Here is a 17,913-nt window from a genome sequence, read left to right as displayed (position 1 = left end):
AGGCGACAATTCAGGCCCCCGACCGGAGGCCTGGCGACTTGAATTACAGTTCGTGATGATAAGGCAGCGCGGTCATTGCCCCTTTTGCGGTTGTCGCCAGCGCTCCGCAGCGCTGCGCTAACGTGATGACCTCTGAGAGACGGGCCTGGCCATGACATGCCAGACCGAACAGCAGCCCGGCGACGAAAGCATCCCCCGCACCGGTGGTATCAATGCATTCCACGGGTGATGCAGGATAGTGCGTCAACGCGCCTCCCTGCCAGGCGGTCACGCCCTCTTTTCCCTGCGTCACCAGCACCAGCCTGGCCGGACAGGTGCGCATCAGCGCCGCCAGCCCCTCATGGACCTGCGCATTTCCGGTCAAGAACGCCAGCTCTTCCACCGAGATTTTCACCACATCTGCACAGGCTAATGCCCGCTCAAGACACTGGCGCAGCTCGACTTCATCGTGCCAGAGATCGGCGCGGATATTGGGGTCAAAGCTGACGAAACCGCCCGCCTGTCTGATAGCGGCCATCGCCTGAAACGTCGCGGAACGGCTGGGTTCGGCGCTAAGCGCGATAGAGCAGACGTGCAGCCACTCCCCGGCGCGGAATGGCGGGAGATCGGCGGCGTCGAGGAACAGATCAGCACTCGGGCGAACCATAAAGGTAAATGAACGTTCCCCGTCGTCATCGAGATCCACCACCACCGTGGAGGTGCGATGCCGCGGATCCCGTCTCAGCCATTCTGTATTAACCTGCTCATCCGCAAGCGTTTTTTGCATAAAGCGCCCGAAGGGGTCGTCGCCCACCCGGCCTATAAAGGCGCTTCTGCCGCCCAGACGCGCAATCCCAACCGCGACGTTGGCCGGTGCGCCGCCCGGACATTGCAGCAGTTTGCCCTCTCCGTCGGGCAACAGATCCACCACTGCATCGCCAAGTACCCAGATCGTCTCCATATCACCTTCTTAGCTAAATCATGTTAAACCGGTTTAGCTATTTAAGCACAGGCAGGGTGTCGGGGAAATATGGCGAGGGAAAATTTGCTTAACCCACCCGATGGGGCCAGTGAATATCACCCACGCCATTGAGCTGCGGGCGGGCGAACAAAAAGCCCTGGAAGCGGCGAATACCGGCGGATTCAAGCCAGCACCACTCTTCTATCTTCTCAATGCCTTCTGCGACCAGCGTAATCTCCAGATCGGTGCAGCAGCTGATTATTGACTTCACAATCGCCTGCTTGGGCCCGCTCAGGTGGATATCGCTGACGATCTCTCTGTCGATTTTGAGCTTATCCGGCTGGAACCGGGTGAGCAGCGACAGACCGGCATAGCCGGAACCAAAATCATCTATTGCCAGCCCAACCCCTTCCGCTCGCAGCTGTTTAATGGCGCTGTTAAACTGGTTAAAGCCGGATATCATCTCGTTCTCAGTGACTTCAATGACCACCTGCTCTGGCTGTAGACCGTGCTTTTTGATCTGCGTTACCAGGAACTCTACCGCACCCGGCACGTTAACCAGCGACATTGGCAGCAGGTTCACCGCCAGTTTGTGGCTGCCGATGCCCAGCTTTTGCGCCAGCGCAAAGGTCCAGGCTTTGGTATGCAGATCGACTTCGTATATCTTTTCACGATCGAGACTACGGAAAAAATGCTCCGGGCTGCCGCCGTCGTTTCCGCGTATAAGCGCTTCGAGAGAACTGATTTTGCCTTCGGACGGCTCGACAATGGGTTGCAGCGCAAACTGGCAGGGCTGTCCCGCCAGCAGACCTAACCCTTTACCAAACGGCGCGCGCTCTCGCGAAAGCGTCCATTTATCAGGCTCATAGTCCGAAGCGGGTGGGATAGCGGTTTTGCCGGCGATAAAGGTCTGAATAAATTTGAAGACCCGATCCTCAGAAGTCAGGTAGCTTTCCAGCTTGCTGTAATGCAGAACCGATGCCAGAACCGCTTTCGGGGTCTGAACGTCCATGTTAAACAGCAGCATTCCCACGTCTTCGAAACGTCGGCGCGGACCGTAATCGCGCATCAGCTCCACCACGCCGGTATGCCGGTTGTCCGCACGGATGGTGTTAAAAAGCGCGACGACGTTCTGTTCCGTGCCTTCGAGAATTTGCAGAACCTCACGTCCACTGGAGAGAAGAATGCCTGAGATGCCCTGCTCCGTATTACGGATCCTGGCCTTTTCAACCAGCGAGCTTAACGCTGCGGAGGTGCAGGTTAAGCTCAGCTGGCTTCGATAAATGAGAGTTGTCAGCACAGAAACGGGGTCCGGTATGGGGTATACGCCTGAACGGTACTGTTTAACATAGTTCCCCGGGGTGGCCTAGTCTATTCCACTTCGGGGTTGATTCTCACCGAGACGGCTGTCGATCCGCGTCTGCATATAGTCGTAGAAAGGATTCGACGTTACGCGCATTAACGCATCTTTACCGACGCTCAGAACTGAGGTTTCTCCCCACAGGGCTATCGTCCCGAGACTGATTCCATAGCGGTTTTTCACCTCAGGATGGCGGCCATACAGATCGTCTTCAGGCGGGAACGGAATGGCAATATGCGACAGGGAATAAACCTCCTGCGGATACGAGACCGACAGCGGCGTCACCGTTTCCCGGGTGCTGCCCGCAGGCGTTGTCTTTGCCACCATATCAAACCTGTCAGGGCTGACATTGGTCACGATTGTGACACTGTAACGTCTTTTCGCCTCGGGCAGCAGGTCAGCCACCGCCGTCCAGGATGATGGCCTGAACAGTGGACGGAAACTCCCGGCCTGATTGATGTCAAATACCACCAGTTCGCTGCCATTTGCCGGAAGCTGGTCAAACAGCCCGCTGACTACGGCGCGGGTACTGACCGTTGAATCCATGACCGACTGAAACGCCAGTACCGGCGGAAGCTGCGTTAGTTTGTGATCATGAACATCGCGGTTTATCTGCTCATGCAGCGCCCGGGTAAGCAGCCAGGACTGACGTGCCGCATTCACCGGGAACGAATTGTATTTATAAGGATTATATTCCGGCGAAATGTTGAGCCACGCGGCTTTGGCAAACGCCGGTAACATAGCCGGTAGCCCGGCGAATCCGGCAAAGCGCGCAAACGCCGTGACGCCAATCATCGGTGAGAGCAAAACGATCTGCTGAGGTTTACGCAGTTCAGGCGCATCAAGGGCGTCGAGGGCGTATTTCATCGCCAGCGCCCCGCCGTTGGAATAGCCCACCAGGTGCAGGGGAAGATCGTTCCCCGTCAGGCGTGTTGCTTCACGAACCGCAAGGCGCGTAGCTGCCAGCCACGCCTCCCAGTCAACGTCTGTCAACGCGCCCGGCGCCGTGCCATGTCCGGGCAAACGAGGCACTACGGCCACAAAGCCGTGCTTTTGATAATTCACGGCCAGACGCCTGACGCTGTAGGGCGAATCCGTCAGACCGTGCAACAACACTACCGCCCCGCGCGGCTTTCCGGCAGGCATCAGCACAAACGACCGGTTTGCATCCGGAGTAAAGTGTCCTGGCCACACCAGGCTCTGACGGTAATAGCGGTTCAGCGGCGTGCGCTCTGCGGGGGTGACTTTCGCCGTCACCTCAGCATCAAGAGCGGTGAAGATGGCGTTTTCCCGCGCGACATAGGCTGCGAAGGTCGCGTTATCCATCTCCTGCACGGACATTTCGTCAGCCCGCCATGTATGCCAGTGATGCAGGGCCGGCCCCTGCTGCGAAAGATAAACCCGCACCGCCAGCAGAACGAGCACAATGATCCCGATGACCATCGCTATTTTTTTTGCGAGAGCCATCAGGCGCACGCTGACCCGCCAGGGCAAATTCGCCATGTAAGGCTCCCTCTCTTATCCACAGAGCTTTCATCTTACCAAAAAATGTGAAGAGGCTGTCGTATTCACCAAATAGATATCGCTCAGGCCGGACACTGCACCAAAAGTGAACTACGCTGCACAAATGTTGAGCATCTGTTAAACAAATATTGCATTAACTTTGCTGCACAGCGCGTTTTCGCCGCAATGTGAACATGGCACGCGTCCTGCATTGTTAATCCGATAACAGAAACCCGGCCTTTGACAGCCAGTTAACAGCGAGGCGGTATGACGACCAAACCAGAGGTGTTGAGCCGTATCGAAGCGACATTCAGCCAGCTCACCCCGAGCGAAAAGCGGGTGGCAAGCTGGATGCTGGCGCACGTCGGGCAGATCCCCTTTGAAACGGCTGAGAGCGTGGCGCTGGCCACGGCCACCAGCGGGATCACCGTCGGACGCTTTCTGCGCAAGCTGGGCTATCGCAACCTTGATGACGCCAAAAAAAGCCTGCGCGATCCCCATCAGCCCTGGGGCATAAACGAGCGTCTGGATTCCTGGAAACAGCAACAGCCGCTGTCGGATCGCCTTCAGCACTCCCTGTCACTGGAGGTGGACGCCATTGCCCATGTCTACCAGCTGGCGCAAAGCGAAACGTTCAGGCAGGTGGTCCAGCAACTTTCCCATGCCGACGCCGTCTTCGTGCTGGGGATCCAGTCCACGCGCGGGATCGCCAATGCGTTCTTCAGCCATCTGGAGTATCTGCGCCCGCGGGTAAGCTATTCCGAAGGGCTCTCCGGTAGCTGGGTGGAGTCGCTTAACTCCGGCTTTGCTAACCCGTATATCGTGCTGACCGATACCCGCGCCTACTCCGCCATTGCCCGCCAGTACTGCCGCGTGGCGAGCGAAAAAGGCCTGGCGATGGCGCTGATCACCGATATCTGGTGCCCGTGGGCGCGGGATTACCCGATTGATTTACTCCAGGTGAAGACCGATACCGGCCATTTCTGGGACTCGCTGGCGCCGGTGAGCTGTCTGTTCAACCTGCTGCTGTCGGGCGTCGTGGAGGCGCTGGGAGATGCGCTGCCGGAACGTCTGGCAATCAACCGACAACTACAACAAGAATTTGGTCAATTTGAACGCTAAAGGAGCGGAGCTATGCCTGAAGAGAGTCAACTGATTGATGTGGCGAAAACTTTTCCCACGCTGCATATCGATCTGAAATACGCGACCGCCGATAACATTACCGGCCGCCCGATCTATCAGCACGCCGCGTGCCTGCTGCACACGGATGCCGCCACCGCGCTGGCGAAATCGATCAGTATCGCCGCGCTGGCCGGTCTGAAGCTGGTGGTCTACGACGCCTATCGCCCGCAGCAGGCACAGGCGCAACTCTGGGATGCCTGCCCCAATCCGGAATACGTGGTGGATGTCGCGATTGGCTCGAACCACAGCCGGGGCACTGCCATTGACGTTACGCTGATGGATGAACACGACAACGTGCTGGATATGGGCGCCGGGTTTGACGAAATGCACGACCGTTCTCATGCCTGGCACCCTTCCGTTCCGCCCGAGGCGCAGCGAAATCGTCTGCTCCTGAACGCCGTTATGTACGGCGGCGGTTTTGTGGGCATCAGCAGCGAGTGGTGGCATTTCGAGCTGCCGAACGCCGCCAGCTATCCGCTGTTAGATGACCAGTTCGCCTGTTATCCGATCACACACTCACTGTAATTCTGGAGCCCGGCCATGAAAACAACGCTGCTTACTACCCTGATTGCCGCTACGCTCGCCCTGAGCGCCCCTCTCGCGCTGGCGGCGGTGCCAAAAGATATGCTGGTGATAGGGAAAGCTGCCGATCCGCAAACGCTGGATCCGGCGGTCACTATCGATAACAACGACTGGACGGTGACCTACCCCTCGTACCAGCGTCTGGTGAAATACAAGCCTGGCACCACGGAGGTGGAAGGCGATCTGTCGACGGGCTGGAAGGCGTCAGACGACCAGAAAGTGTGGACGTTCACCCTGGCAGATAATGCAAAATTCTCCGACGGCACGCCGGTGACCGCCGAAGCGGTCAAGCTGTCGTTTGAACGTCTGCTTAAAATCAACCAGGGACCTTCCGAAGCGTTCCCGAAAGATTTGAAAGTGGACGTGGTGGATGAGCATACGGTGAAATTCACCCTCAGCCAGCCGTTTGCCCCGTTCCTCTACACGCTGGCCAATGACGGCGCGTCGATTGTCAACCCGGCGGTGCTGAAGGCCAATGCCGCCGACGACGCACGCGGTTTCCTGGCGCAAAACACCGCGGGTTCCGGACCGTTTATGCTGAAAAGCTGGCGGAAAGGTCAACAGCTGGTGATGGTGCCCAACCCACACTGGCCAGGTGAAAAGCCGCACTTTAAGCGCGTCTCGGTGAAGATTATCGGTGAAAGCGCCTCGCGTCGCCTGCAACTTTCCCGTGGCGATCTGGATATCGCCGACGCCCTGCCGGTGGATCAGCTTGCTGCTCTGAAGCAGGAAGGCAAAGTGGCCGTGGCGGAATACCCGTCCCTGCGGGTGACCTACCTCTATCTGAACAACAGTAAGCCTCCAATGAATCAGGTGGATTTGCGCCGCGCGGTCTCCTGGGCGACCGATTACCAGGGGATGGTGAAAGGCATTCTCAGCGGGAACGGCAAGCAGATGCGCGGCCCGATCCCGGAGGGCATGTGGGGCTTCGATGCGAACGCCATGCAGTACAGCTTTGACGAGGCCAAAGCCAAAGCGGCGCTGGAGAAAGTCAAAGATAAACCAGCCAGCCTGACGTTCCTCTACTCCGATAACGACCCTAACTGGGAGCCTATCGCCCTCTCCACGCAGGCGAGCCTGGGCAAGCTGGGGATTAACGTCAAGCTCGAGAAACTGGCGAACGCCACCATGCGCGACCGCGTCGGCAAAGGTGATTATGACATTGCGATTGGTAACTGGAGCCCGGACTTCGCTGACCCGTACATGTTCATGAACTACTGGTTCGAATCGGACAAAAAAGGGCTGCCGGGGAACCGCTCATTCTATGAGAACAAAGAGGTCGATGCGCTGTTGCAGGCGGCACTGAAAACCACCGTTCAGGCGGAACGCACCAAAGATTACCAGCAGGCGCAGAAAGTGGTGATTGACGAGGCGGCTTACGTTTATCTGTTCCAGAAGAACTACCAGCTGGCGATGAACAAAGAGGTCAAAGGCTTCACCTTTAATCCGATGCTTGAGCAGGTCTTTAACATCGCCACCATGAGTAAGTAACGGCCCACGCCGGGGGGAAGTGTATGACGTTCTGGAGCATTGTGCGCCAGCGCTGCTGGGGGTTAATCCTGGTGGTGGCCGGTGTCTGTATTATTACTTTTATTATTTCACACCTGATCCCCGGCGATCCGGCCCGCCTGCTGGCCGGTGATCGCGCCAGCGATGAAATCGTGCAGGGCATCCGCCAGCAACTGGGGCTGGATCAACCACTCTATATTCAGTTTGGCCGCTACGTTGAGGCGCTGGCACATGGCGATCTGGGCACCTCTATTCGCACCGGTCGCCCCGTTGCGGAAGATTTGAAAGCTTTTTTCCCCGCCACGCTGGAGCTTGCCTTTTGCTCCCTGCTGCTGGCGCTGGTGATTGGCGTGCCGCTGGGCATTTTATCGGCGGTGTACCGTAACCGCTGGCTGGATCACCTGGTGCGACTGATGGCGATGACGGGCATCTCGACGCCTGCCTTCTGGCTGGGACTGGGAGTTATCGTTCTGTTCTACGGGCAACTGCAAATTCTGCCCGGCGGCGGCAGGCTGGACGACTGGCTCGATCCGCCCGCCCACGTTACCGGTTTTTATCTGCTGGACGCTCTGCTGGAAGGCAACGGCGAGGTGTTTTTCAACGCCCTGCAGCACCTGATTTTACCCTCCCTGACCCTGGCCTTTGTGCATCTGGGTATTGTGGCGCGTCAGGTACGTTCCGCGATGCTGGAGCAACTGAGCGAGGATTATATTCGTACTGCCCGCGCGAGCGGGTTGCCGGGCTGGTACATCGTCCTGCGCTACGCCTTACCCAACGCCATGATCCCCTCCATTACCGTGCTCGGGCTGGCGCTGGGCGATCTGCTGTACGGGGCCGTCCTTACCGAAACCGTGTTTGCCTGGCCGGGAATGGGAGCCTGGGTGGTGACCTCCATTCAGGCGCTGGATTTCCCTGCCGTCATGGGCTTCGCGGTCGTGGTATCGCTGGCCTATGTCTTAGTTAATCTGGTGGTGGATCTGCTGTATCTGTGGATCGACCCGCGAATCGGGCGCGGAGGTGCCGAATGATGTTAACTCAGGAAACGCCCGTCCCTGTCAGCACCGCTAAACAGCGCATCAACTGGGCAAAGCTGTTCTGGATGTTACGCAAAAGCCCGCTCACGCTGATCGGCGGGGTCATTATGATCGTGATGCTGCTGATGATGGTGGTCTCGCCGTGGATAGTCCCGCACGATCCGAACGCGCTGGATCTGACCGCGCGCTTGCAGGCACCGTCAGCCCAGCACTGGTTTGGCACCGATGAGGTGGGCCGGGATCTGTTCAGCCGCGTGCTGGTGGGCAGCCAGCAGTCCATCACAGCGGGGCTGGCGGTGGTGGTGATTGCGGGCGGCATCGGTTCGCTGCTCGGCTGTTTGTCCGGCGTACTTGGCGGGCGCGGCGACGCCATCATTATGCGCATCATGGACATTATGCTCTCCATCCCCTCGCTGGTGCTGACGATGGCCCTGGCCGCCGCGCTCGGCCCAAGCCTGTTTAACGCGATGCTGGCGATTGCGATTGTACGCATTCCGTTTTACGTGCGGCTGGCACGCGGGCAAACGCTGGTGGTGCGCCAGTTCACCTACGTGCTGGCCGCCCGCACCTTTGGCGCATCGCGCTGGCACCTGATCAGCTGGCATATCCTGCGTAACGCCCTGCCGCCGCTGATCGTACAAGCGTCGCTGGATATCGGCAGCGCCATTCTGATGGCCGCCACGCTGGGCTTTATTGGATTAGGCGCGCAGCAGCCGACCGCCGAATGGGGGGCAATGGTGGCCGTGGGGCGTAACTACGTGCTTGACCAGTGGTGGTACTGCGCGTTTCCGGGGGCGGCAATTCTGATCACGGCGGTTGGGTTTAATCTGTTTGGCGATGGTCTTCGCGACCTGCTGGATCCCAAATCAGGAGGGAAGCAGTCATGAGTGATTCCGTATTATCGATTGAAGATTTGCACCTGAGCTTCCCCATTTTTCGCGGTGACGTCCACGCGCTCAACCACGTCTCGCTGGAGATTGGCCGGGGTGAAATTGTCGGCGTGGTGGGCGAATCCGGCTCGGGAAAATCGGTCACCGCGATGCTGGCGATGCGCCTGCTGCCGGAAGGCAGTTACCATGTTCACCATGGCCGGGTCACGCTGCTCGGGGAAGATGTGCTGAACGCGTCGGAAAAACAGCTTCGTCAGTGGCGCGGCGCCAGGGTGGCGATGATTTTTCAGGAGCCGATGACGGCGCTTAACCCCACGCGCCGGATTGGCAGGCAGATGGTGGAGGTGATCCGCCAGCATCAGTCGCTTTCCCGCCGCGACGCGCAGCAGAAGGCGATCTCCCTGCTGGGCGAGATGCAAATCCCGGATGCGGCGCAGGTAATGGATCGCTATCCGTTTGAGCTTTCCGGCGGTATGCGCCAGCGGGTCATGATCGCCCTTGCCTTCTCCTGCGAGCCGGAGCTGATCATCGCTGATGAACCCACTACCGCGCTGGATGTGACCGTCCAGCTTCAGGTGCTGCGTCTGCTGAAACATAAAGCGCGCGCCAGCGGAACGTCGGTGCTGTTTATCAGTCACGATATGGCGGTGGTGTCGCAGCTTTGTGACCGGATGTACGTTATGTACGCGGGCAGCGTGATCGAAAGCGGCAGTACGCAGACCTTGATCCACCATCCTGTGCACCCCTATTCGATTGGCCTGCTGCGGTGTGCCCCGGAAAATGGTGAACCGCGCGAGATCCTCCCGGCCATTCCCGGCACGGTACCTAACCTCAGCCACCTCCCGCGCGGATGTGCTTTTCGCGAACGCTGTTTTGCTGCCGGGGCGAAATGCAGCGAAACGCCGCGCTTAATTTCCACGGGCGCAGAAGGCCAGCAGGCTGCCTGCTGGTACCCACAACAGGAGAGACGCCATGTCTGAGGTACTGCTGGAACTGGATAGCGTGCATGTGAATTTTCCTGCGCGCAAAAACTGGCTGGGGCGCGTGACGGAACAGGTACACGCCCTTAACGGCATGGATCTCCGGATCCATCGCGGCGAAACGCTGGGCGTTGTGGGGGAATCCGGCTGTGGAAAGAGCACGCTGGCGCAGCTGCTGATGGGCATGCTCAAACCGAGTACCGGTGCCTGTCAGCGCGCGAATGCGGCGGGTGGTATGCAGATGGTATTTCAGGACCCGCTCTCGTCCCTCGATCCGCGTTTACCCGTCTGGCGCACCATCACCGAGCCGGTGTGGATACAGCAACGTCGCGGCGAACGGGAGCGTCGTCAGTTGGCTGAAACGCTGGCGCAGCAGGTTGGGATTCGAGCGGAATATCTTGACCGCCTGCCGCATGCGTTTTCGGGCGGACAGCGCCAGCGCATCGCTATTGCCCGGGCGCTCTCTTCGGATCCGGACATCATCGTGCTGGATGAACCCACCAGCGCGCTGGATATTTCCGTCCAGGCACAGATCCTCAATTTGCTGGTTGCCCTGCAACAGCAGCGAAATCTGACCTACGTGCTGATCTCGCACAACGTCTCGGTGGTCCGGCACATGAGCGACCGGGTGGCGGTAATGTATCTGGGGCAAATCGTGGAACTGGGGCCGGCGGACCAGGTGCTGGGTCAGCCGCGCCATCCGTATACGCAACTGCTGCTTGACTCCGTTCCCCGGACCGGAGAACCGCTGGATGAGGATCTGGCGTTGCGAAAAACCGATCTTCCGGGTAATCGCCACCTGCCCGTTGGGTGCTATTTCCGCGACCGCTGTTCGCTGGCGACGCAGGGATGTGAACAGCCGCAACAGCTCCAGCCCTCTTCCGCAAGCCGAAGCGTGCGCTGCTGGCGTAACCGTTAAAAATGAGCCGGGCATGCGCCCGGCCCGATATCAGTTCAGTTTGTAATCCAGCGTGATTTCCGCTTTCAACAGCTGCGAGACCGGGCAACCGGCCTTGGCTTTCTGGATAATGCCGTCGAACTGCTGCGGATCGATACCCGGTACCGTCACCTTGCTTTGCAGCGCGACTTTGCTGATGGCAAAACCGCTGTCGGTTTTATCCAGCGAGACATCCGCCGTGGTATCGATGGAATCGGCGGTATAACCCGCTTCGCCCAGCATTAGCGACAGGGCCATAGAGAAACATGCCGCGTGCGCTGCGCCAATCAGCTCTTCCGGGTTAGTCCCTTTCTCGCCCTCGAAGCGGGTGTTAAAGCCGTAAGGTTGCTGGTTAAGGACGCCACTTTCGGTCGATACCGTCCCTTTGCCGCGTTTGATGTCGCCAGACCAGTGTGCTGAACCGTGCTTATGAATCGTCATTCTTGCTCTCCTTTTGGCTTACAAAGGGATAAGTATAGGACGCATAATCTATTTTGCAGGGAAGACAGACTAGTCCGATCGCGTGGCAAGGTGGTTTGCCAGCGCGTCGAGGAATACACGCTGCGCCGCAGGCTGATAGTCTCGCGACTGATAAATACCAAAAATGCCGATCGGTTTTGGCGTATAGGCGCTGAGCACCGGCACCAGGCTTCCCTGCCGTAGCGCCGCGTCGGCCTCGCGCTCGGGCAGCATGGCAATACCACAGTGATTTATCGCCGCCTCCATCAGCAGAGATGAGATGCTGGCGCTGAGATTGCCGCTGACCGCCGTCGTGACCGGCTCCCCTGCCGGCGTTAAAAAACGCCACGACTGACCGGCAAAAAAGCTGTAATGCAGGCAGTTGTGCCGGGCTAAGTCTTCCAGCTCCTCTGGAACGCTCCGGCTTGCAAGGTAGTGCGGCGAGGCGCAAAGCACGGACCGACACTCTCCCAACCGGCGAGCGATCATACCCGGTTCGGGGTTATCGGTGATGCGGATCGCCACGTCAATTCGCTCGCCCACCAGGCTCACCGGATGGTTGTTAACATCCAGCTCAATGCGCAGTTGAGGGTAACGCTGCAACAGTTCGGGCAGCACCGGAGCGATAATCTGCATCGCGGTAAAATGCGCGCAGGCGACGCGAAGCGTGCCTGAGGGTAAATCCTTCACTGACTGATCTTCAATTTCCTGAGAAATTTGCGATAGCGTGCGCGTCTTTTGCAGGACTTTCTCCCCCGCCGCCGTCAGCGTCAGCTTACGGGTGGAGCGGTTAACCAGCCGCGCCCCAGCCCACTTCTCCATCTGCTCCAGATAACGGCTCACCATCGGACGGGAGATCCCCAGCGCCCGCGCCGCCGCGCTTAAACTCCCCAGTTCACAGATGCGGTTGTACACCTGGGCGGCAATAACGCGATCCATTTTGACCTCCATTTGCTCGATCTATGAAACTAAGCATCTCCTGTTTCAGGAATTCTGGCAAATGAAGAGATCCGTACAATAGAGACTTTCCTGAAGAACAGAGATATGACCATGACTATCGCCCGCCTTGCTTTGTTGACAACCCTTTTAACTCCGGCCGTCTTTGCCGCTCCGTTGACCGTTGATACGTATAACCCGCAGGAAAAAGGCATTTTTGCCGTTTCTTCCACGCTGGTATCTGGCCCGAAAGAGGCGGTACTGTTTGACGCCCAGTTCAGCGTGAAAGATGGCGAAGCGCTGGTCGAAAAAATTCGCCACAGCGGTAAAACGCTGAACAAAATCGTGATCACTTCCGGCGATCCGGATTTCTATTTCGGCCTGCAACCGCTTATGAAAGCCTTCCCTAATGCCAAAGTTGTCGCCACGCAACAGGTGGTGGACCATATCAGGGCCACAAAAGACGCGAAGCTCGCCTTCTGGGGGCCACAGATGAAAGATGGCGCGCCGACGCAGCTCTACGTGCCGCAAGTGCTTGCCTCAACCACCTTTATGATTGACGGTGAGAGAGTAAGCATTGAAGAGCCTGAAAGCTATGCGGCGTACGTCTGGATCCCATCCGCCAAAACCATCCTCGGCGGCACGGGCGTCTCATGGGGCATTCACGTCTGGACGGCGGATACCCAAACGCCGGAAAGCCGTAAACAGTGGCAGCAGACGCTGGATAGCATGGCTGCCCTAAAGCCCGAACGCGTTATTCCGGGCCACTACCTTGGGACACCGCCAGCGGGTACCGGCGCTATCGACTTTACCCGTCGCTATCTACAGCAGTTTGAACAGGCCCTCACGACACATAAAGCGTCTTCCGACGTCATCATCGCGATGAAAAAACAGTGGCCGAACCTTGCGGAAGCCAGTTCGCTGGAACTGAGTGCCAAAGTGAATACCGGCGAAATGAAGTGGTAATAAGCTGACTATCTCCTGCTATATTTAAATTTTTTATAGCAGGAGTTTACTATGACATCGTCAGTAAGGGGTATTGACCATATCGGTATTACGGTGCCCGACATTGAAAAAGCCACCCTATTTTTTGAACGCGCTTTCGGCGCACAGGTTTTATATCATTCTGTCGATGCAGAAACCGATAATATCGATCAGCCCGCCCAGCAACACACCTTAAAATTATTTCCCGGCACTAAAATTCATGCCATTCGCATGCTTGTTATGCCGCACGGACCCGGCATAGAACTTTTCGAAATGCATGGCCCTGAACAGGGAATGCCCGCTCGCGCCAGCGACTTTGGACTTCAGCATTTTGCTGTTTATGTTGATGATTTTGATAGTGCCATCGCGGCTTTCACCGCCGCCGGCGGCGAGATGTTCACCGCGCCGAAGCCGCTTAGCTTTCCGGATGAGCAAGGTGAAGGCAATGCTTTCTGCTATGGTCAAACCCCCTGGGGCAGCATTGTGGAATTGATCTCCTGGCCGACGCCCATGCCTTATGAAAAAACCACGAATTTACGCCGCTGGAAACCCTGAGTTTTATTTCTGTGCTACGGGAGATGTTATTTTTAATTCCAGGACGAATCTGAACCACAACGGCAAAAATATTTGCCAATCTGAATGTGAATTACGATTTTGCACGCCGTAACATTAAACAGACAACGACACGGAGGCAGCATGTTTACTTATTACCCGGCACATACCACAGCAGCACAACCGGAACTTGTTAACGCGATCGCACAAGGTCTTCACGCCGAGCACGGTGTTGTTACTGAAGATGACATTTTGATGGAACTGACCAAGTGGGTGGAAGCCACGGACAATGACATCCTCAGTGACATCTACCAGCAAACCATCAACTATGTGGTTAGTGGGCGAAACGCACCTCTGTAAAAACCTGCTAAGCTGGATCTGCAACCTAAGGGGTTACATTTCGTTTGCGTAAGCAAGCTTGTCCTTAAAACTATCAACAGGATTGAGGAGTTAACATGAAATCGAACCGTCAGGCACGCCATATTCTGGGACTGAACTACAAGCTTTCTAACCAGCGTAAAGTGGTTATTGAGGAGGGTAGCGAAACGCAAGTTACCCACGCCACCGGCAGGAAACGCCCTTCCGGCAAGTAAGTTCCGGCACGAAATTCACAACACCATCGGTAATCCCGATGGTGTTTTTGTTTATGTGTTGCGGTAATTAATATTCAGCTCCTTTATAATACCAACCGACCGCACCCCGTAGCACAGGCCAGAAAGATGACAAACAGCAGTGTCAGGGACGGATCTTCTTAAAAAGAGTGAGTGACATGGACAACAAACTGAAAAAACATCGTTCCCTTTATATTCCTTACGCCGGTCCGGTTTTACTGGAGTTCCCCCTTCTGAACAAAGGCAGCGCCTTTAGCATGGAAGAGCGCAGCAGCTTTAACCTGCTGGGCCTGCTGCCTGAAGTGGTTGAGACCATTGAAGAACAGGCAGAACGTGCCTGGATCCAGTATCAGGGCTTTAAAACCGAAATCGATAAACACATCTACCTGCGTAATATTCAGGACACCAACGAAACCCTCTTCTACCGCCTCGTGCAGAACCATCTTGAAGAGATGATGCCCGTCATTTACACCCCCACCGTCGGCGCGGCGTGTGAACGCTTCTCAGAGATCTACCGTCGTTCCCGCGGTGTGTTCATCTCTTATCAGAACCGTCACAACATGGATGACATTCTGCAAAACGTGCCTAACCACAACATCAAGGTGATCGTGGTGACCGATGGCGAACGTATTCTGGGCCTCGGTGACCAGGGCATTGGCGGGATGGGGATCCCCATCGGTAAGCTCTCGCTGTATACCGCCTGCGGCGGGATCAGCCCGGCCTACACCCTGCCGGTGGTACTTGACGTGGGGACCAATAACCAGCAACTGTTGAACGATCCGCTGTACATGGGCTGGCGTCACCCGCGCATTACCGACGACGAGTACTATCAGTTTGTGGATGATTTCATCCAGGCCGTGAAGCACCGCTGGCCTGACGTGCTGTTGCAGTTCGAAGACTTCGCACAGAAAAACGCCATGCCGCTGCTGAACCGCTACCGCGATGAGATCTGCTCGTTCAACGATGACATTCAGGGCACTGCGGCAGTGACCGTCGGTACGCTGATTGCTGCGAGCCGTGCGGCAGGCAGCCAGCTCAGCTATCAGAAAATTGTCTTCCTGGGTGCAGGCTCCGCGGGCTGCGGCATCGCCGAGCAAATTATTGCCCAGACCCAGCGCGAAGGCTTAAGCGAAGAGCTGGCCCGCTCCCGCGTCTTTATGGTGGACCGTTTTGGCCTGCTGACCGACGGCATGCCAAACCTGCTCCCGTTCCAGACCAAACTGGTGCAGAAGCGCGAAAACCTGAAAAACTGGGATACGGATAACGAAGTGCTCTCGCTTCTTGACGTGGTGCGCAACGTGAAGCCGGACATTCTGATCGGCGTGTCCGGGCAGACCGGCCTCTTCACGGAAGAGATTATTCGCGAGATGCACAAGCACTGCGAACGCCCTATCGTGATGCCGCTATCTAACCCGACTTCACGCGTGGAGGCAACGCCGCAGGACATCATCGCATGGACCGAAGGTAAGGCACTGGTCGCAACCGGCAGTCCATTTGATCCGGTGGTGTGGAAGGACAAACTCTACCCCATCGCGCAGTGCAATAACTCCTATATCTTCCCGGGTATTGGTCTGGGAGTTATCGCCTCCGGCGCGTCCCGCATCACCGACGAAATGCTGATGTCCGCGAGCGAAACGCTGGCAGGTCACTCTCCGCTGGTGAATAACGGTGAAGGCCTGGTACTGCCGGAGCTGAAAGACATTCACAAAGTGTCCCGCGCAATTGCCTTCGCGGTAGGCAAAATGGCGCAGCAGCAAGGCGTCGCGGTGAAAACCTCTGCCGATGCATTGCAGCAGGCAATTGACGATAACTTCTGGATGCCGGAATACCGTAGCTATCGTCGTACTTCGATTTAAATCGGAGTTTTGAACGTTCCCTCTCTTCACAAGGGAGAGGGAACGTGAAGTCCCTTCTCCCTTTTTCCTCTAATTCCCTTAATCCTGCCTATAAATGCTTTGTTGAAAGTCACTCATGATAATTTGGCTTTAAAAATGCAGCAGGATCGATCATTTGAAAAATGCATACCTAATCAAAAATCTATATCCTTTTAAAATATATAAATTTTACATAACACTTCTTGCCTAACAAATAGTTTTTCTTAAGAGTTTAGTAACGTTTTGCATCACTAAATTCATTTATTGAAAAAGGAGTTTTGAAATGGCAATCCCAGCATATCTATGGCTGAAAGATGACGGCGGCGCAGATATCAAAGGCGCGGTTGATGTGCAATATCGCGAGGGCAGTATTGAAGTATTAGGATTCGGTCATGGACTGCATCTACCGACAGATAATATGACAGGAAAAATCACGGGTACGCGCATGCATAGCGCTCTGGTTTTTGAAAAGGAGTTCGACAGTTCCAGCCCTTACTTATACAAGGCTGTTGCAAAAGGCCAAACGCTAAAAAGTGCCGAGTTTAAGTGGTACAAAATCAATGATGCTGGTCAAGAGGTCGAATACTTCAACATGTTCCTTGAGAACGTTAAAGTGGTCTCAATATGCCCGGTGATGCATGACGTAAAAAATCCAGCAATGGAAAAACATAATCATTTAGAAAATATTTCCCTCCGTTACGAGAAGATCACATGGCGACACTATGACGGTAATATCATCTTTGCTGATTCCTGGAATGACAGATCATGAATCTCCTACAGTGCTTTTTCCACCTCAACGGAGGTACGTACGCTACTTTGTCTGTGCCCGGAGTTGGCTTTTTTCCTGCATTTTCAGGGAATGGTGACGCGACGAACCGTGCAGAAAGCGCAAATATACCTGATATCGGCCCACTCCCACCTGGTCGCTATTACATACTTTTACGTGGATTAGGGGGTTGGTATACTCAAACTAAGGATAGTGTTAACGCATTTTTCACCGGTTCGAATCGGAATGAATGGTTTGCATTATATCGCGATGACGGATTGATAAATGATGAGACTTTTGTGAAAGGCGTAAGGCGAGGTGAATTCCGGTTACACCCTATCGGGCCATCTGGCATAAGTAAGGGTTGTATTACACTTTATAGCCAGAGCGATTTTAAGATTCTGGCATCAGCCTTACTTCGAACTGGAGGGCAGCAATTGGGAAACTACATGATTGCACATGGCGTTGTGCAGGTCTATTAATGAAGGCGGCATTCCTTGTGTTGTTGTGGTGTATAGCCGTGTTTCTATCAATGTTCACACTCTACAAGATTGTTCCACCAGAAACGCAGTACGATTTTGTGGAGCTTTTTGGAATATATGGCGACGAAAGGATAATGGATTTTGTTTTGTATGTTTTCTTCGGCATGGCCATATTCATTGCGTCTGTAATCACGCTATCCCTGTATTTGCTTATACGAAAAAGATGATTCTGGGCAGCGACGCTGCCCTTCCTTTTATCACATCACGCGCTTAGTTCTGTATCCGCAACCGAAGATATCGCTTTTTGCCGCAGTAGTATGTTCATACTATGA

The 17,913-nt window shown here is 55.8% G+C and carries 19 protein-coding genes; 14 read left to right on the top strand and 5 right to left on the bottom strand.

The window, feature by feature from the left end; genetic code table 11:
- Positions 1 to 43 precede the first annotated feature (43 nt).
- From ACOT0L_RS08770 to ACOT0L_RS08760, 3 genes are all read right to left on the bottom strand, one after another.
- Positions 44 to 940 (bottom strand): aminoimidazole riboside kinase, encoded by an 897-nt coding sequence (locus ACOT0L_RS08770; RefSeq protein WP_126502995.1) that lies wholly within the window; start codon positions 938 to 940, stop codon positions 44 to 46.
- 88 nt (positions 941 to 1,028) lie between these two features.
- Positions 1,029 to 2,240: a diguanylate phosphodiesterase gene (locus tag ACOT0L_RS08765; protein ID WP_126502994.1), complete on the bottom strand. Its 1,212-nt coding sequence runs from the start codon at positions 2,238 to 2,240 to the stop codon at positions 1,029 to 1,031.
- A 66-nt stretch (positions 2,241 to 2,306) separates the two neighbouring features.
- Positions 2,307 to 3,803 carry an alpha/beta hydrolase gene (locus tag ACOT0L_RS08760; RefSeq protein ID WP_126502993.1) on the bottom strand — a complete coding sequence of 499 codons (1,497 nt, stop codon included), beginning with the start codon at positions 3,801 to 3,803 and terminating at the stop codon, positions 2,307 to 2,309.
- Between the two features lie 267 nt (positions 3,804 to 4,070).
- Between ACOT0L_RS08760 and ACOT0L_RS08755 the strand changes: the two genes are divergently transcribed.
- From ACOT0L_RS08755 to ACOT0L_RS08725, 7 genes are read left to right on the top strand one after another with little or no spacing between them, the layout of a single operon-like run.
- The gene (locus ACOT0L_RS08755; RefSeq protein WP_063137767.1) at positions 4,071 to 4,925 is read left to right on the top strand and encodes a MurR/RpiR family transcriptional regulator; all 855 of its coding nucleotides are present in this window, start codon (positions 4,071 to 4,073) and stop codon (positions 4,923 to 4,925) included.
- Between the two features lie 12 nt (positions 4,926 to 4,937).
- On the top strand, positions 4,938 to 5,510 hold the full coding sequence (ddpX, locus tag ACOT0L_RS08750; RefSeq protein ID WP_023306242.1) for a D-alanyl-D-alanine dipeptidase: 573 nt from the start codon (positions 4,938 to 4,940) through the stop codon (positions 5,508 to 5,510).
- Between the two features lie 15 nt (positions 5,511 to 5,525).
- On the top strand, positions 5,526 to 7,058 hold the full coding sequence (locus ACOT0L_RS08745; protein ID WP_126502992.1) for an ABC transporter substrate-binding protein: 1,533 nt from the start codon (positions 5,526 to 5,528) through the stop codon (positions 7,056 to 7,058).
- Between the two features lie 23 nt (positions 7,059 to 7,081).
- Positions 7,082 to 8,104, top strand: coding sequence for an ABC transporter permease (locus ACOT0L_RS08740; protein WP_069596588.1), 1,023 nt, complete (start codon positions 7,082 to 7,084; stop codon positions 8,102 to 8,104).
- Positions 8,101 to 8,997 (top strand): D,D-dipeptide ABC transporter permease, encoded by an 897-nt coding sequence (gene ddpC / locus ACOT0L_RS08735; RefSeq protein ID WP_022648185.1) that lies wholly within the window; start codon positions 8,101 to 8,103, stop codon positions 8,995 to 8,997. Before ACOT0L_RS08740 ends, ddpC begins: the two co-directional genes overlap by 4 nt.
- Entirely contained in the window at positions 8,994 to 9,980 is a 987-nt protein-coding gene (locus ACOT0L_RS08730; RefSeq protein WP_063137770.1) for an ABC transporter ATP-binding protein, read from the top strand. The genes ddpC and ACOT0L_RS08730 overlap by 4 nt, the downstream gene beginning before the upstream one ends.
- Positions 9,973 to 10,899 carry an oligopeptide/dipeptide ABC transporter ATP-binding protein gene (locus ACOT0L_RS08725; protein ID WP_058646568.1) on the top strand — a complete coding sequence of 309 codons (927 nt, stop codon included), beginning with the start codon at positions 9,973 to 9,975 and terminating at the stop codon, positions 10,897 to 10,899. Before ACOT0L_RS08730 ends, ACOT0L_RS08725 begins: the two co-directional genes overlap by 8 nt.
- 30 nt (positions 10,900 to 10,929) lie before the next feature.
- On the opposite strand, the gene ACOT0L_RS08720 is transcribed toward ACOT0L_RS08725, so the two are convergent.
- The gene (locus ACOT0L_RS08720; RefSeq protein WP_003857069.1) at positions 10,930 to 11,358 is read right to left on the bottom strand and encodes an OsmC family protein; all 429 of its coding nucleotides are present in this window, start codon (positions 11,356 to 11,358) and stop codon (positions 10,930 to 10,932) included.
- Positions 11,359 to 11,427: 69 nt separating this feature from the next.
- Positions 11,428 to 12,315, bottom strand: a complete 888-nt coding sequence (locus tag ACOT0L_RS08715) for a LysR family transcriptional regulator (RefSeq protein ID WP_072202552.1) — start codon at positions 12,313 to 12,315, stop codon at positions 11,428 to 11,430.
- Positions 12,316 to 12,426: 111 nt separating this feature from the next.
- Between ACOT0L_RS08715 and ACOT0L_RS08710 the strand changes: the two genes are divergently transcribed.
- The 7 genes from ACOT0L_RS08710 (at position 12,427) to ACOT0L_RS08680 (ending at position 17,581) form a co-directional block, all read left to right on the top strand.
- Complete coding sequence (locus ACOT0L_RS08710; RefSeq protein ID WP_126503039.1) at positions 12,427 to 13,278, top strand: Vmh family MBL fold metallo-hydrolase; 852 nt, start codon at positions 12,427 to 12,429, stop codon at positions 13,276 to 13,278.
- Positions 13,279 to 13,329: 51 nt separating this feature from the next.
- A complete protein-coding gene (locus tag ACOT0L_RS08705) occupies positions 13,330 to 13,851 on the top strand; it encodes a VOC family protein (RefSeq protein WP_023306248.1) in 522 nt (173 codons plus the stop codon).
- Between the two features lie 141 nt (positions 13,852 to 13,992).
- The gene (gene bdm, locus ACOT0L_RS08700; RefSeq protein WP_022648192.1) at positions 13,993 to 14,208 is read left to right on the top strand and encodes a biofilm-dependent modulation protein; all 216 of its coding nucleotides are present in this window, start codon (positions 13,993 to 13,995) and stop codon (positions 14,206 to 14,208) included.
- Positions 14,209 to 14,303: 95 nt separating this feature from the next.
- Entirely contained in the window at positions 14,304 to 14,441 is a 138-nt protein-coding gene (gene sra, locus ACOT0L_RS08695; protein WP_023300167.1) for a stationary-phase-induced ribosome-associated protein, read from the top strand.
- Positions 14,442 to 14,617: 176 nt separating this feature from the next.
- Positions 14,618 to 16,315 carry an NAD-dependent malic enzyme gene (locus ACOT0L_RS08690; RefSeq protein WP_022648194.1) on the top strand — a complete coding sequence of 566 codons (1,698 nt, stop codon included), beginning with the start codon at positions 14,618 to 14,620 and terminating at the stop codon, positions 16,313 to 16,315.
- Positions 16,316 to 16,616: 301 nt separating this feature from the next.
- Positions 16,617 to 17,102 (top strand): Hcp family type VI secretion system effector, encoded by a 486-nt coding sequence (locus ACOT0L_RS08685; protein WP_126502991.1) that lies wholly within the window; start codon positions 16,617 to 16,619, stop codon positions 17,100 to 17,102.
- Positions 17,099 to 17,581 (top strand): DUF2778 domain-containing protein, encoded by a 483-nt coding sequence (locus ACOT0L_RS08680; RefSeq protein WP_022648196.1) that lies wholly within the window; start codon positions 17,099 to 17,101, stop codon positions 17,579 to 17,581. The genes ACOT0L_RS08685 and ACOT0L_RS08680 overlap by 4 nt, the downstream gene beginning before the upstream one ends.
- Positions 17,582 to 17,913 lie beyond the last annotated feature (332 nt).

This window comes from Enterobacter cloacae complex sp. XAL002, from assembly GCF_049236805.1.
Taxonomy (GTDB): domain Bacteria; phylum Pseudomonadota; class Gammaproteobacteria; order Enterobacterales; family Enterobacteriaceae; genus Enterobacter; species Enterobacter intestinihominis.
Note: the sequence above shows the minus strand (reverse complement) of the source record. Positions and strands in the feature narration are given on the sequence as shown.

What these genes read in the sequence shown, in the direction of transcription:
- ACOT0L_RS08770 (WP_126502995.1), bottom strand. Translation starts at nt 940, where the DNA reads ATGGAGACGATCTGGGTACTTGGCGATGCAGTGGTGGATCTGTTGCCC.
- ACOT0L_RS08760 (WP_126502993.1), bottom strand. Translation starts at nt 3,803, where the DNA reads ATGGCGAATTTGCCCTGGCGGGTCAGCGTGCGCCTGATGGCTCTCGCA.
- ACOT0L_RS08755 (WP_063137767.1), top strand. Translation starts at nt 4,071, where the DNA reads ATGACGACCAAACCAGAGGTGTTGAGCCGTATCGAAGCGACATTCAGC.
- ddpX (WP_023306242.1), top strand. Translation starts at nt 4,938, where the DNA reads ATGCCTGAAGAGAGTCAACTGATTGATGTGGCGAAAACTTTTCCCACG.
- ACOT0L_RS08745 (WP_126502992.1), top strand. Translation starts at nt 5,526, where the DNA reads ATGAAAACAACGCTGCTTACTACCCTGATTGCCGCTACGCTCGCCCTG.
- ACOT0L_RS08740 (WP_069596588.1), top strand. Translation starts at nt 7,082, where the DNA reads ATGACGTTCTGGAGCATTGTGCGCCAGCGCTGCTGGGGGTTAATCCTG.
- ddpC (WP_022648185.1), top strand. Translation starts at nt 8,101, where the DNA reads ATGATGTTAACTCAGGAAACGCCCGTCCCTGTCAGCACCGCTAAACAG.
- ACOT0L_RS08730 (WP_063137770.1), top strand. Translation starts at nt 8,994, where the DNA reads ATGAGTGATTCCGTATTATCGATTGAAGATTTGCACCTGAGCTTCCCC.
- ACOT0L_RS08725 (WP_058646568.1), top strand. Translation starts at nt 9,973, where the DNA reads ATGTCTGAGGTACTGCTGGAACTGGATAGCGTGCATGTGAATTTTCCT.
- ACOT0L_RS08720 (WP_003857069.1), bottom strand. Translation starts at nt 11,358, where the DNA reads ATGACGATTCATAAGCACGGTTCAGCACACTGGTCTGGCGACATCAAA.
- ACOT0L_RS08715 (WP_072202552.1), bottom strand. Translation starts at nt 12,315, where the DNA reads ATGGATCGCGTTATTGCCGCCCAGGTGTACAACCGCATCTGTGAACTG.
- ACOT0L_RS08710 (WP_126503039.1), top strand. Translation starts at nt 12,427, where the DNA reads ATGACTATCGCCCGCCTTGCTTTGTTGACAACCCTTTTAACTCCGGCC.
- ACOT0L_RS08705 (WP_023306248.1), top strand. Translation starts at nt 13,330, where the DNA reads ATGACATCGTCAGTAAGGGGTATTGACCATATCGGTATTACGGTGCCC.
- bdm (WP_022648192.1), top strand. Translation starts at nt 13,993, where the DNA reads ATGTTTACTTATTACCCGGCACATACCACAGCAGCACAACCGGAACTT.
- sra (WP_023300167.1), top strand. Translation starts at nt 14,304, where the DNA reads ATGAAATCGAACCGTCAGGCACGCCATATTCTGGGACTGAACTACAAG.
- ACOT0L_RS08690 (WP_022648194.1), top strand. Translation starts at nt 14,618, where the DNA reads ATGGACAACAAACTGAAAAAACATCGTTCCCTTTATATTCCTTACGCC.
- ACOT0L_RS08685 (WP_126502991.1), top strand. Translation starts at nt 16,617, where the DNA reads ATGGCAATCCCAGCATATCTATGGCTGAAAGATGACGGCGGCGCAGAT.
- ACOT0L_RS08680 (WP_022648196.1), top strand. Translation starts at nt 17,099, where the DNA reads ATGAATCTCCTACAGTGCTTTTTCCACCTCAACGGAGGTACGTACGCT.